10 protein-coding genes and 4 tRNA genes are annotated in these 13,272 nt (G+C 69.5%); 8 read left to right on the forward strand and 6 right to left on the reverse strand.

Annotated features, from left to right (window positions below; all coding sequences use genetic code 11):
- The 5 genes from A7B18_RS17870 to A7B18_RS17890 form a co-directional block, all read right to left on the reverse strand.
- Nucleotides 1–247: GTP-binding protein (locus A7B18_RS17870; protein ID WP_245872813.1), on the reverse strand; the 247-nt coding region annotated here is incomplete at its 3' end.
- A 177-nt stretch (nt 248–424) separates the two neighbouring features.
- A tRNA-Thr gene (locus A7B18_RS17875) sits at nt 425–499 on the reverse strand.
- Between the two features lie 6 nt (nt 500–505).
- A tRNA-Gly gene (locus A7B18_RS17880) sits at nt 506–578 on the reverse strand.
- Between the two features lie 3 nt (nt 579–581).
- Nucleotides 582–667, reverse strand: a tRNA-Tyr gene (locus tag A7B18_RS17885).
- 48 nt (nt 668–715) lie between these two features.
- Nucleotides 716–791: transfer RNA gene (locus A7B18_RS17890), tRNA-Thr, on the reverse strand.
- 318 nt (nt 792–1,109) lie between these two features.
- Here A7B18_RS17890 and A7B18_RS17895 point away from each other — a divergent pair.
- The 8 genes from A7B18_RS17895 to A7B18_RS17930 all read left to right on the forward strand — a co-directional run bounded on the left by A7B18_RS17895 (nt 1,110) and on the right by A7B18_RS17930 (nt 11,537).
- Nucleotides 1,110–3,032 (forward strand): ABC transporter ATP-binding protein, encoded by a 1,923-nt coding sequence (locus tag A7B18_RS17895; protein WP_102128059.1) that lies wholly within the window; start codon nt 1,110–1,112, stop codon nt 3,030–3,032.
- Nucleotides 3,029–4,900 (forward strand): ABC transporter ATP-binding protein, encoded by a 1,872-nt coding sequence (locus A7B18_RS17900; RefSeq protein WP_102128060.1) that lies wholly within the window; start codon nt 3,029–3,031, stop codon nt 4,898–4,900. Before A7B18_RS17895 ends, A7B18_RS17900 begins: the two co-directional genes overlap by 4 nt.
- Nucleotides 4,901–5,031: 131 nt before the next feature.
- Complete coding sequence (pstS, locus tag A7B18_RS17905) at nt 5,032–6,057, forward strand: phosphate ABC transporter substrate-binding protein PstS (protein ID WP_102128061.1); 1,026 nt, start codon at nt 5,032–5,034, stop codon at nt 6,055–6,057.
- Nucleotides 6,058–6,201: 144 nt separating this feature from the next.
- On the forward strand, nt 6,202–7,218 hold the full coding sequence (gene pstC, locus A7B18_RS17910; RefSeq protein WP_102128062.1) for a phosphate ABC transporter permease subunit PstC: 1,017 nt from the start codon (nt 6,202–6,204) through the stop codon (nt 7,216–7,218).
- A complete protein-coding gene (gene pstA, locus A7B18_RS17915) occupies nt 7,218–8,081 on the forward strand; it encodes a phosphate ABC transporter permease PstA (protein ID WP_102128063.1) in 864 nt (287 codons plus the stop codon). Before pstC ends, pstA begins: the two co-directional genes overlap by 1 nt.
- Nucleotides 8,082–8,175: 94 nt before the next feature.
- Nucleotides 8,176–8,934, forward strand: a complete 759-nt coding sequence (gene pstB / locus A7B18_RS17920; protein WP_102128064.1) for a phosphate ABC transporter ATP-binding protein PstB — start codon at nt 8,176–8,178, stop codon at nt 8,932–8,934.
- Between the two features lie 104 nt (nt 8,935–9,038).
- Nucleotides 9,039–9,704 (forward strand): phosphate signaling complex PhoU family protein, encoded by a 666-nt coding sequence (locus tag A7B18_RS17925; RefSeq protein WP_102128065.1) that lies wholly within the window; start codon nt 9,039–9,041, stop codon nt 9,702–9,704.
- 72 nt (nt 9,705–9,776) lie between these two features.
- Nucleotides 9,777–11,537: a M3 family oligoendopeptidase gene (locus tag A7B18_RS17930; protein WP_180970226.1), complete on the forward strand. Its 1,761-nt coding sequence runs from the start codon at nt 9,777–9,779 to the stop codon at nt 11,535–11,537.
- Between the two features lie 117 nt (nt 11,538–11,654).
- Here the strand turns inward: A7B18_RS17930 and A7B18_RS17935 are convergent, their stop codons facing one another.
- On the reverse strand, nt 11,655–13,268 hold the full coding sequence (locus A7B18_RS17935; RefSeq protein WP_102128066.1) for a S49 family peptidase: 1,614 nt from the start codon (nt 13,266–13,268) through the stop codon (nt 11,655–11,657).
- Nucleotides 13,269–13,272 lie beyond the last annotated feature (4 nt).

A 13,272-nucleotide genomic window follows, 5' to 3' on the forward strand; every position in this document is an offset into this window, starting at 1 on the left:
AGTCGACGTGGGAGTAGTGGCGGGTGGGGGTGTTGTACTCGACGTGGGCGGTGTTGATGGTGATGCCGCGGGCCTTTTCTTCGGGGGCCTTGTCGATCTGGTCGTAGGCCAGCTTCTCGACCGTCGGGTCCGCCGCTGCCGCCGTGAAGGTGATCGCCGCGGTCAGCGTGGTCTTGCCGTGGTCGACGTGCCCGATGGTCCCCACGTTCACGTGGGGCTTCGTCCGCTCAAACGTTCCTTTTGCCATACTCGAATCCTCCTGAAAGCTGATGTCCCGGCTGCGGGACGGGCCTGAACAGCATACAAGGCTGGGCGGGTCCGACTGTGCGACTCAGACGATGCCCCCGGGCTTTCCCAGTGGACCACGCCCCCAGGGGCCTAAGGAAAAACGTGGCCTGCCGGGGAAGCGGGCCACGTTCTGGGCTGGAGCTCTTGGTCGGGATTGAACCGACGACCTCTCCCTTACCAAGGGAGTGCTCTACCACTGAGCTACAAGAGCGGGAAAAGCGGGAAACGAGACTCGAACTCGCGACATTCAGCTTGGGAAGCTGACGCTCTACCAACTGAGCTATTCCCGCGTGTGGTGGGCAGGGGCGGATTCGAACCGCCGTACACGTACGTGAACAGATTTACAGTCTGTCGCCTTTAACCACTCGGCCACCTACCCGAATTGTCCTTCGCCCGGATGCGTGGAGCCCAGATCCCGGAAGCAGTGTGGAGCCACTCAGGAGAATCGAACTCCCAACCTTCCGATTACAAGTCGGGTGCTCTACCAGTTGAGCTAGAGTGGCACCCTTCCTGACGCCGGAACACGCGGAGCAGGTCCCTGAGCACGGAAGCGGCACGCCTGAGCGCGCACTTCCGGCTGTGGATAGTAGCATCGGCCCCCGGGGGTGTCAACACGAGCCCGGCCAGGAGGCGGAGGGGCGCCCCACGCCAGGATTAACGTTTGCCCTGCCTGACCAGGGCCTCGACTCCGCCATTGCGCGCATTCGCGGGTCTGTCAGGCGGCGTAGACTGGCGGTCTTTCGGGCCCTTTCGTGGCCCTGGACCGTGTGGCTTTCCCTGCCCGCCGCCTGCCCCCCCGTCCCCCTCGCTGAGGTGAAGTCTTGGACAGTCTCCGAACCCTCTGGCCGTACCTGCGGCTCCACACGCGGCAGTACGTGATCGGACTGCTCGCCGTGATCGTCGCCAACGCCGTGAACCTCCTGCCTTACTACTTCATCCGCCTGACCATCGACGGCCTGACGGGCGCGACGGACGCCAGTCCCGGCACGGCGGGGGTGACGCTCGGGCAGGTCGGGCTTTACGCGCTCGGCATCGTGCTCGCGGCGGCCACCGCCGGGGCGCTGATGCTCGTCATGCGGCGGCAGATCGTGGTCGCCTCACGGCAGACGGAGTACGAGATTCGCCGGGACATCTACGGGAACCTCCAGACCCTCGACAAGGCGTATTACGACCGGGCGCGCACGGGCGACCTGATGAATCGCTTGACCGGGGACCTCAGCGCCGTGCGCGAGATGCTGGGCTTCGGCGCGTGGCAGATCGTGAATATCGTCTCGGGCTTCGCCACCGCCTTCGCCGTGATGTTCGGCCTGAGCTGGCAGCTCACCTTGATCGTCCTGGCCGTGCTGCCGGTCATCGTGGGCATCCTCTTTTACCTCGCCCGGCAGATCAACAAACGCCACACCCTCGTGCAGGAGCAGAACAGCCTGATCGCTGCCAAGGCGCAGGAGAACTTCAGCGGCGCGCGCGTCGTGAAGGGCTACGCCATCGAGGACCGCGAGGTCGCCGACTACCGGGCGATGAACCTCGAACTCCTGCGGCGCAACATCTCCCTGGCGAAGGTGGACGGCCCCCTGCGCGCCTTCATGAGCCTGCTGATCGGCTTCGCCTTCGCGCTGATCCTGCTCGTCGGCGGGCGGCTGATCCTGAGTCCGGCGGAGGGCGGGAGCTTTACGGTCGGCATGTTCGTGCAGTTCGTGGGCACGCTGGAGCGGCTGACGTGGCCCATGCTGATGGTGGGGTGGATCACCGGCGTGACCCAGCGCGGGCTGGCCTCCTGGCTGCGGCTGCGTGAACTGTTGGAAGCCCGGCCCAAGGTGTACGACGAGCGGGGCCGCACCGAGACGGGCATCCGCACCCTGCGCGGCGACGTGGGCTTCGAGAACGTGTCGCTGCGCTACGGCGACCGCACGGTCCTCGACCGGGTGAACCTGCACATCCCCGCCGGGACCTTCGTGGGGATCACCGGGCCAACCGGAAGCGGCAAGACGGTCCTCGCGGGGCTGATCACCCGCAGCATGGACCCCGCGGACGGGGTGGTGCGCCTCGACGGGCACGACGTGCGGACGATTCCGCTGCGCACCCTGCGCGAGAACATCGCGGTCGTGCCGCAAGAACCCTTCCTCTTCAGCGACACCATCGCCAACAACATCGGCTTCGGGCTGGAGGGACGTGACCTGCCGGCCATCCCGACCGGCGTGAGCGTGGTGACGACCCCGCCGCCCCCCGAACTGCCCCAGCAGCCCGACCTGGACCGGGTGCGGGAGGCGGCGCGGCTCGCCGGTCTGGCCGGGGACGTGGAGGGCTTCCCGCAGGGGTACGACACGATGCTCGGCGAGCGCGGCGTGACCCTCAGCGGCGGGCAGCGCCAGCGCACGGCTATCGCCCGCGCCATCGTGCGCGAGCCCCGCATCCTGATCCTCGACGACAGCCTCTCGGCGGTGGACACCGAGACCGAGCGGCGCATCCTCGACGGGCTGCGGGAGGTCAGCCGGGGGCGCACCGTCCTCCTGATCGGGCACCGGGTGAGCACCCTGCGGCACGCGGACCAGATCGTGGTGCTCGACGAGGGCCGGGTCGTCGAGCAGGGCACGCACGACGACCTCCTCGCCCGGGGCGGCCACTACGCCGAACTCGAACGCCTCCAGCGCCTCGCCTCCGACCTCGACGCCGAAGACCAACCTATCCGTGACCCGGAGGTGGCCGCCGCCGACCTCGAACGCCAGCCGCAGGAGGCCGTGAAGTGACCCAGCCCGACACCCTCGACGTGACCCAGAAGGGCTTCGACGCGCGGCTCACCCGCCGCATCTTCGTGTACCTGAGGCCCTACGTGGGGCTGGTGGTCCTCGGCGTCGTGCTCGCCCTCCTGATCGCCGTCGCGCAGCCCCTCTTCGGCCTGATCCAGCGCCACGCCATCGACGCCTACCTGCTGCCCTTCGAGCGGGACCGCACCGTCAACGCGGACGCGCTCTACCGGGGCCTCACGCTCGCCGCCCTGGGGTACATGGCCCTCAAGGTGGTGGAGTTCGTCCTCCAGTACGGCTTCACGCTCGCCATCGGGTATCTCGGGCAGAACGTGCTGCGCGACATCCGGGCGGACGTGTTCGGCAAGCTCCAGCGGCTGCACCTCGCCTACTTCGACCAGAATCCGGTCGGGCGGCTGATCACCCGCGTGACGAGCGACGTGGACGCGATCAACCAGTTCATCACGGGCGGGCTCGTCAGCCTGATCCAGAGTGCCTTCCTGATCACGGCGTACGTGGTGATCATGCTGCGGGTGAACTGGCAGCTCGCGCTGATCTCCTTCGCGGTGCTGCCGGTGCTGTACTTCGCCACCAACTTCTTCCGCACCCGGCTGCGCGACGCCTTCCGTGCCACCCGCGCCCAGCAGGCCTTCGTGAACACCCGCCTGAATGAGAACATTACCGGGATGCTGACGGTCCAGCTCTTCGGGCGGGAGGCGAGGACCGCCCTCGACTTCGATCACGCGAACCGGGCGCTGCTGACCGCGAACGTGAACAGCGTGCGGTGGTTTTCGCTGTTCATGCCGACGGTCGCGGTGCTGGGGCAGGTCGCCGTCGCGCTCGTGCTGTACTTCGCGGCGCGGCAGATTCTGGGGGCCGAGACTCTGGGCGGGGCGGTGGCGGGCGCGGTTACGGTGGGCACCCTCTTCGCCTTCGTGCAGTGGACGCAGCAACTCTTCCAGCCTATCCAGGACCTCGCGGACGTGTTCAACAACCTCCAGGCGGCGATGGCGAGCAGCGAGCGCATTTTCGGGGTCCTCGACACGGAAGAGGAGATCACCGACCAGCCGGACGCGAAGAGGCTGGGGAACTTCGAGGGCCGGGTGGCCTTCGAGGGCGTGTGGTTCGCCTACGACCAGGCGGTCACGAGGGACACGCCCGACAGCGACGACCGCTGGATTCTGCGCGGCATCGACCTCCACATCCAGCCCGGCGAGAGCGTGGCCCTCGTCGGCGCGACGGGCGCGGGCAAGACGAGCGTGACGGCCCTCGTGAGCCGCTTCTACGACGTGCAGCGCGGGGCGGTGAAGGTGGACGGGACCGACGTGCGGGGCCTCGCGCAGCACGACCTGCGCAAGCACGTCGGCGTCGTCTTGCAGGACGTGTTTCTCTTCGCGGGGACCATCGAGAGCAACCTGACGCTGGGCAACGCCGACATTCCCCACGGGCGGGTGGTGGAGGCGTGCAAGTACGTCGGCGTGCACGACTACATCGTCTCGTTGCCGGAAGGGTACGACACCGAGGTCCGCGAGCGCGGCGCGACCCTCTCGACCGGGCAAAAGCAGCTCCTCGCCTTCGCGCGGGCGCTGATCCAGAACCCCGACATCCTGCTCGTGCTCGACGAGGCGACCGCGAACGTGGACACCGAGGCCGAGCTGCGCATCCAGCAGGCCCTCCAGAAGGTGATGCTGGGCCGCACGAGCATCATCATCGCCCACCGCTTATCGACCATCGAGCACTGCGACCGCATCGTCGTGATGCGCCGGGGCAAGATCGTGGAACAGGGAAGTCACCGCGAATTGCTCGCCCGGGGCGGGTACTACGCGCGACTCCACAGGTTGCAATACGCGCAGGGAGACGCGGCGGACTGAGGCGCCAGGGAGAAAGCAGAAGGTGAGGGACGGTGGGGGAGACCTCGCTGCCCCTGTTCCTGTGGTGAACCATGACCGTCCGCTGACACGCCAGTGACGCCCGCCTGACAGTCCCCCCCGACACTGGCGGCATGAAGACTTTCCTCCTGGGCCTCGCCCTGGTGACGACCGGAAGTGCCGCCGCGCAGACCGCCCTCACGGGCGCGGGCGCGAGCTTCCCCTATCCGCTGTACTCCAAGATGTTCGCCGAGTACAGGGAAACCACCGGCGTCACCGTCAACTACCAGTCGGTCGGCAGCGGAGCGGGGCAAAAGCAGATCGTCGAGCGCACCGTGGACTTCGCGGGCTCGGACAACCCCATGAGCGACGAGGCGATGAGGGCCGCGCCAGCCAAACTTCTCCATATCCCCACCGCCATCGGCGCGGTCGTGCCCGCCTACAACGTTCCCGGCGTGACCCAGCCGCTGAGGTTCACGGGGCGGGTCCTGGCCGACATCTACCTCGGCAAGATCAGGACCTGGAACGACAGGGCCATCACGGCGCTCAACCCCGGCGTGACCATCCCGCCCCTGCCCGTCACCGTGGCGCGGCGCAGCGACGGCTCGGGCACGACGTACGTGTTCTCGGATTACCTCGGCAAGGTCAGCCCTGAGTGGAAGAGCAAGGTCGGCGTGGGCAACTCCCTTCAGTGGCCGGTGGGCACCGGGGCGCGCGGGAACGACGGGGTGGCGGGCGTGGTCAAGAGCACGCCGGGCGCCATCGGGTACGTCGAACTGGTGTACGCCAAGCAGAACAAGCTCCCGTACGGCAGCGTGCAAAACCGCGCCGGAAATTTTGTGCTCGCCGACAACGGTCCAGCCGCCGCCGCCGCGCAGGGCGTGGTGATCCCGGCGGACACCCGCGTGAGCCTGACGAACAGCGCGAACGCGGCGGCCTATCCCATCACCAGCTTCACCTACGTGATCTTCTACCAGGACCAGAAGTACGGCAACCGCAGCGAGGCGCAGGGCCGGGCGCTCAAGAACCTGCTCGGCTGGATGACGACCACCGGGCAGCAGTACAACGAGGCGCTCGACTACGCGCGGCTGCCCGCCAACGTGTCGAGCAAGGTCAGGGGCCTCCTGAACTCGATGACCTACGGCGGCAAAAAGCTCTGAACGCAAGACCTCCACGCGGGCGGCCCGGAGGGTGGGGCCGCCCATGCCCTTGAGGGCGCCCGCCCGGCTCCTGGCCGCCTGACCTCGGGCTGACACCCGGCGTGTGAACTGAGGCTCGCCCGCCTGCGCGAGGTCAACCCCACCATGAGTGAATCTGCCCGCCGACCATCCGTCCGCCCGGCCCGGAGCGCCGCCCTCTCCAGCGGGGGCGACCGCGTGTTCCGGGGATTGATCCTGGCGCTCGCCTCCGTCATCGCGCTCGTCTTCGTGCTCAGCGTCTACCAGCTTGCCCGGGAGTCGTGGCCCGCCCTCCAGACCTTCGGGTGGCGCTTTTTCACCGAGCGCACCTGGAACCCGGTCGAGGGGGCCTTTGGTGCCGTCAGCATGATCGTCGGCACGCTCGTCACCAGCCTCGCGGCCCTCGCCATCAGCGTTCCCCTGGCGGTGGCCAGCGCCCTGTTCGTGGCCGAGTACGCGCCGAAGTGGCTGGCGCAGCCCGTGGGCTACCTGATCGAGCTGCTCGCCGCCGTGCCCAGCGTGGTGTACGGGCTGTGGGCGCTCTTCGTCATCGCGCCGGTCCTGGGCCGCTGGCAGACCGCCTACTTCCTCGACCCGGCGAACCTGCCCACGATCACCCGCTGCAACGAGCTGTGGGCGCAGGGCCAGACGACCCTCCAGTGCTTCTTCGTGCCGCCGGGTGCGGGGGGACGCGGGCTGGCGCTCGCCATCATCATCCTGACCGTGATGATCTTGCCGTACACCGCCAGCGTGGCGCGCGACGTGATCCGGCTCGTCCCCGCCGATCAGCGGGAGGCGATGTACGCGCTCGGGGCGACGAAATGGGAGGTCATCTCGCGCGCCATCTTGCCCTACGCCCGCGCCGGGATTCTGGGCGGCGTGATCCTCGCGCTGGGCCGGGCGCTGGGTGAGACGCTGGCGGTGGCGATGGTGATCGGGGACAGCCAGGAGGTCATCAGGAGCCTGTGGGGCGGCGCGAGCACGATGGCCTCCGTGATCGCCAACCAGTTCGGCGACGCGCAGGAGCGGCTGCACCGTTCGAGCGTGGTGGCGCTGGGATTGACCCTCTTCTTCCTGAGCGTGGTCGTGAACTTCGCCGCCCGCCTCATCATCGCGCGCCTGACGCCCAAGGGCATCCAGTGATGCGGGCCGCGACGGCGACCCCCGCCCGTCCCCGCGCCCGGCTCAGCCCGGCCCGGCGGGTGAAGAACCTCCTGATGGGCGCCCTGATCCTGCTCGCCACGGTGATTGTCGTGGCGCCCCTGATCCTGATCTTCGTGTACCTGCTGCGCGAGGGGCTGGGGGCGATGAACCTGGCGTTCTTCACCCGCACGCCCGCGCCGGAGGGCGAGGCAGGAGGCGGCCTCCTGAACGCGATCACCGGCAGCCTGATGATGCTGGCGATGGCGAGCGTGATCGGTGTGGGGGTCGGCGTGGCGGGGGGCATCTTCCTCGCCGAGTACCCGCGTCACCCGCTGATGCCGACCATCCGGATGCTCAGCGACGTGCTCGCCGGGATTCCCGCCATCGTGATGGGGCTGGTCGCCTACGGATTGATCGTGCTCGCCTTCGGTTTCTCGGGGATTGCCGGGGCGCTGGCCCTGGGCTTCCTGATGATTCCCATCGTCGTGCGGACGACCGAGGAGGTGCTCAAGCTCGTGCCCCTCACCGTGCGGGAAGCCGGGCTGGCGCTGGGGTTGCCCCAGTGGCTCGTCATCCTGCGAATCGTGCTGCCCGCCGCCGCCGGGGGGATCGTCACGGGCGTGATGCTGGCCCTGGCCCGCGTCGCCGGGGAGGCCGCACCGCTGCTGTTCACCGCCTTCGGCAACGTCAGCGTCAACCTCGACCCCACCAAACCGATGAGCGCGCTGCCCCTGGAAATCTACCGGGGCGCCACGAGCGCCTACGACGAGAACCAGCGCCTCGCCAAGGCCGGTGCGCTCCTCCTCATCACCCTGATCTTCCTCACCAGCCTGCTGGCCCGCTGGGCGAGCCGACGCCGGTAGGGAGGCCTCAGCCGTCAGCATCAGGAGTTCGTTTCTGCTGAACGCTGACGGCTGATGGCCCGAAGTCCCCACCCTTCAAGGAGCCCTTGAACCCATGTCCCTCCTTCTCAGCGCGCAAGACGTGAGCATCTACTACGGCGACAAACAGGCCGTGCGGGGCGTCCACCTCGACGTTCAGCGCGGCACCGTGAACGCCCTGATCGGCCCGAGCGGCTGCGGCAAGACGACCTTTCTGCGGGCGATCAACCGGATGCACGACCTGACGCCCGGGGCGCGCGTGACTGGGCAGATCACCCTCGACGGCGAGGACGTGTACGGGCCCGGCGTGGACCCGGTGACCATGCGCCGCCGGGTCGGCATGGTGTTCCAGAAGCCCAACCCCTTTCCCACCATGAGCGTGCTCGACAACGTGCTGAGCGGCCTCAAGCTCGCAGGCGTGCGCGACAAGGGGCGGCTGATGGAGGTCGCCGAACGCTCGCTGCGGGGGGCGGCGCTCTGGGAGGAGGTCAAAGACCGCCTGAAGATGCCCGCGACCGGCCTGTCCGGCGGTCAACAGCAGCGGCTGTGCATCGCGCGGGCGCTGGCGGTCGAGCCCGAAATCCTGCTGATGGACGAGCCGACCTCGGCGCTCGACCCGGCGAGCACGGCGAAGATCGAGGACCTGATGACGGACCTCAAAAAGGTCACGACCATCATCATCGTGACCCACAACATGCACCAGGCGGCGCGGGTGTCGGACACGACCTCATTTTTCCTCAACGGCGACCTCGTGGAGCACGGCGTGACGAGTCAGGTCTTCACCTCCCCGCGCGACGACCGGACGGAAGCCTACGTGACCGGGCGCTTCGGCTAAGCGTTTCCTCGCGGTCCCTGCGTCCCCCGCCATCCGCGCGGGGGTTGCCTGCGCCCTCACGGGACCTGACCCCGCCCTCACAAGGGGCTACCATACTCCCGGGGATGACGAACGGCGAGGCGAGCACGGCGCACCTGACGGCGCGGTTCCTGCGGATGCTCAGCATCGCGCTGGAGGAACTCGACGCCGTGCGGGACGCCTCCGGGCGGGCGGAGTACGCGGGGCTCGCCGCCCGCGCGGGGGAACTGGAGCGCGAGACCGACCTGTTGGAGCGCGAGATCGAAGACGCCTGCCTCGCCGCCTTCGCGCAGCCGCTCACGCCGGAGGAACTCGCCTTCCACCTGATGGTCTTTCGCAGCCTGACCAACCTGGAGCGGGTCGGAGACTACGCCCTGCGGGTGGCGCGCGACCTCGAACACCTCGCTCCCCGCACCCGCAGCGCCACCTTGCAGGACGTGCTTCCGCTCGTGAATCTGCTCGTCACGATGGTCGAGCGCCTCGCCTACGCCTTCGCCGAGCGCGACGTGGAGGCCGCCCGCGAGGTGATGCGCCTCGACGCCGAGGAGGTGGACGCCCTGTACGAGCAGATGACCCGCGCGAGCGTGACCCGGTTGCTGGAGCGTCCCGATGACACGGAGGTCGCCCTCACCGCCGGACGGATGGCCCGCAGCCTGGAGCGGCTGGGCGACCACCTCGTCAACGTGGCCGAGCGGCTGGAGGCGCTGGTGCTGCGCGGCGGGGTCCGGGTCGAGGAGATGCGGGCGGGCTGAGGCGAGGTCCAGGCGGCGGGGGCCCGTCGTACACTGCCCCCCCTGACCACTCTGCACCCTCGGGCGGACGAGCTGCCGCGCTGGCGCACCGACGATCTGTACGCGGGCCTGAACGACCCCCGCCTCACCGCCGACCTCGCGGAGCTGCGTGCCCGGGTGGCGGCGCTGGAGACCACCTTCGACGAGCTGGGCGTGCGCAAGGGCGGCTCCGTGGCGACGCCGGAGGCGGTGGAGCGGGTGCTCGGCGGGCTCAACGAGGTCGGCGCGCTCGTCTCTCGCCTGCGCGGTTTCATCGCCGCCTTCGTGACGACCGACAGCCGCGACTCGCTGGCCCAGGAGCGCATGGGCGACCTCACCACCCTGAGCCTGCCGCTCGGCCCCCTGCGCTCGCGCCTGACCGCCTGGCTGGGCGAGGGGGACGTGGAGGCGCTGCTCGCCGCGTCCGACGTGGCCCGCGAGCACGAGCACCTGATCCGCCGCAGCGTGGAGTACGCCCGCCACCAGATGAGCCCGCAGGAGGAAGACCTCGCCGCCCGGCTGCGGCCCAGCGGGGCGGGGGGCTGGGCCAAGCTCCACGGCAACGTGACGAGCCAGCCCACGGGGGAATACCGGGGGCAGAAGTTGCCCGTCACCGCCCTGCGCGCCCTCGCCACCGACCCCGACGAGGGGGTGCGCAAAGGTGCCTTCGACGCCGAACTCGTGGTCTGGCAGGACGCCGAGGTCGTCCTCGCCGCCGCCATGAACGGGGTCAAGGGGGAGGAGGGGACCCTCGCCGCCCGCCGGGGTTTTCCGGACACCGTGGCGCCCAGCCTGCTCACGCACGGCATCGACCGCGAGACGCTGGAGGCGATGCAGGGGGCGGTCGTGCGTTCCCTGCCCGACTTCCGCCGCTACTTCGCCGCCAAGGCCCGCGCGCTCGGCAAGGGGAAGCTCGACTGGTGGGACCTTTTCGCCCCGGTGGGCCGCTCCGAGACCGAGTGGACGTACGGGACGGGCCCGCGCTTCGTGGAGGCGCAGTTCCGCTCGTATTCGGGGAAGCTCGGCGATTTCGCGGCCCGCGCCTTCCGGGAGGACTGGATCGACGCGGGCCCGCGCGAGGGCAAGCGCGGCGGGGCGTTTTGCATGTCCTGGGAGGGGGACGCCAGCCGCATTCTGATGAACCACGACCCCAGCCTCGACAGCGTTTCGACCCTCGCCCACGAACTCGGGCACGGCTACCACAACCTGCTCAAGTCCGTCCGCACGCCCCTGCAACGCGAGACGCCGATGACCCTCGCGGAGACGGCGAGCATCTTCTGTGAGACGATCATCCAGAACGCCGCGCTGGAGCGGGCGACGGGCGAGGAGCGGCTCTACGTCCTCGAAACCCAGCTTCTCGGCCACGCGCAGGTCGTGGTGGACATCCACTCGCGCTTCCTCTTCGAGCGGGCGGTGTTCGAGAAGCGGGCGGAGCGCGACCTCACCCCGGGCGAGCTGGGCGACCTGATGACCTGGGCGCAGCGGGAGACCTACGGGGACGCGCTGGCGACCCTCCACCCCTATATGTGGGCCGTCAAGCCGCACTACTACAGCCTCGCCTACTACAACTACCCGTACACCTTCGGCCTGCTCTTCGGCCTCGGCCTCTACGCCCAGTACGTGCAGGCGAAGGTGCAGGGACGGGAGGCCGACTTCCAGGCCCGCTACGACGACCTCCTCGCCAGCACCGGCCTCGCCGACGCCCGCACCCTCGCCGCCCGCTTCGGCATCGACCTCCACGCGCCGGACTTCTGGGAGGGGAGCCTGGACGTGATCCGGGGGCAGATCGCGGCGTATGAGGAGGCGACGGGCTGAGGAATGGGGAGTGGTCGCTGGGAAGTGGTGAGTGGGTTGGGAAATGAATAAAAGGGGAGGAGGTGGACGCAGCCAGAGCGGCGTCCACCTCCTCTTTTCCCACTGACCACTCCCCACTTACCGCACCTTCACCTCGGTGTCGAGCCACGTCAGCACCCGCTCGCGCCCGAAGGGCCAGACCTCCAGGCTGACGGCGCGGGCGGCCTCGCGGACGAACTCGGGGAGGGGACCCGTCCGGGCGGGCGTGACGTTCCAGGCGGGAGCGTCCTCTGGGAGACCGGCGAGTTCGCGCGCCCGCTCGATCCCGGTGTGGAGGTCGCCCAGCTCATCCACCAGGCCGAGGTTCAGGGCGTCCACGCCGCTCCAGATGCGGCCCCGCCCGATCTCGTTCACGCGCTCGGGGGAGAGGTGGCGGCCCTGGGCCACCCGGCTCACGAAGCGGTCGTAGACCTCCCCAATCCCGCGCTCGATCAGCGCCCGCTCGTCCTCGCTGTAGGGGCGGGCGGCGCTGTACATCAGGGCCCGCTCACGCCCCACGGGCTCGGGCCGGAAGCCCTGGCGCGCGTTGAATTCGCGCAGCACGGGCTTGCCGCTCACCACGCCGATGCTGCCCGTCAGGGTGTAGGGGCTGGCAACCACCCGTTTGGCGTGGGTGAGGACGTAGTAGCCGCCGCTCGCCGCGTACTCGCCCATCACGGCGACGACGGGCTTTTCGGAGGTGGCGACCTCCCGCCAGATCAGGTCGGACGCCAGCGCCGAGCCGCCCCCGCTGTCCACGTACAAGACGATGGCCTTGGTCTTGTCGTCCTTCTTGGCCCGCCGAAGAGAGGCGACCACCGTGTCCGACCCCGCCATCGGGCCGCCGAGGAGCGGCAGCGGCAGCGAGTTGTTGCGGCTCTTGCCCGTGACGATGGCGCCGATCACCGGGACGACGGCGACCCGCCCCGCCTTCGCGCCCCCCTGTCCCGACGGCATCAGCAGGTCGAGCACCGCCGCCAGGGGCCGGGTGCCGGGGCCGACGAGTTCGTCCTCGTAGGCGACGCCCGTGATCAGGCCCGCCTCCAGGGCGGCGCGGGCGCTCGTCAGGTCGCCGCTCAGCCACGCGCGGGCCGCGTCCTCGCTCACCCCCCGCGCGGCGGCGAGGTCGCGCGCCCAGGCGGTCTCCAGCCCGGCGAGGTAGGCCGAGAGCTGCTCGCGGTTGGCGTCGTCCATCGCCTCCTGGGAAAAGCGGGTCAGGGCCGCCTTGTACTCGCGGATGCGCAGGTTCTCGAACTCGATGCCGTGCTTTTTCAGGAAGGCGCCCAGGAAGGTCGGCTCGACCGCGAAACCCGGCACCATCACGTCCGCCGACTCGGGCGCCACGACCTCGCGCGCCCCGCTCGCCGCGATCAGCGCCGTCATCGTGAGCTGCGGGAGGTAGGCGACCACCCGCTTGTCCCCGGCCAGACGTGAGAGGATGCCCCGCACCGCGTGCGCCGTCGCCGGGGGCGCCGTGAATTCGGAGAAGCGGACGAGGACCCCGTGGAGCCAGTCGGCGTCCCGCAACCGCTCCACGCGGGCCCCCAGGGCCTCCAGCGTCTCCTCGCGGCTCAGCAGCGCCTGGATGGGGTTGGCGGGCTGCCGGGCGGGGTAGGGGCCGGTCAGGTCGAGGATCACCCAGGTCGGGCGGCTCACCCCCTTGGGGAGCTTCTCGGCGGCCTTGGACAGGAAGGGGATATTGAGGGGAGACATACCC

This window comes from Deinococcus planocerae, assembly GCF_002869765.1.
Lineage (GTDB): Bacteria > Deinococcota > Deinococci > Deinococcales > Deinococcaceae > Deinococcus > Deinococcus planocerae.

What these genes read in the sequence shown, in the direction of transcription:
- A7B18_RS17925 (WP_102128065.1), top strand. Translation starts at nt 9,039, where the DNA reads ATGACGAACGGCGAGGCGAGCACGGCGCACCTGACGGCGCGGTTCCTG.
- pstC (WP_102128062.1), top strand. Translation starts at nt 6,202, where the DNA reads ATGAGTGAATCTGCCCGCCGACCATCCGTCCGCCCGGCCCGGAGCGCC.
- A7B18_RS17935 (WP_102128066.1), bottom strand. Translation starts at nt 13,268, where the DNA reads ATGTCTCCCCTCAATATCCCCTTCCTGTCCAAGGCCGCCGAGAAGCTC.
- pstB (WP_102128064.1), top strand. Translation starts at nt 8,176, where the DNA reads ATGTCCCTCCTTCTCAGCGCGCAAGACGTGAGCATCTACTACGGCGAC.
- pstA (WP_102128063.1), top strand. Translation starts at nt 7,218, where the DNA reads ATGCGGGCCGCGACGGCGACCCCCGCCCGTCCCCGCGCCCGGCTCAGC.
- pstS (WP_102128061.1), top strand. Translation starts at nt 5,032, where the DNA reads ATGAAGACTTTCCTCCTGGGCCTCGCCCTGGTGACGACCGGAAGTGCC.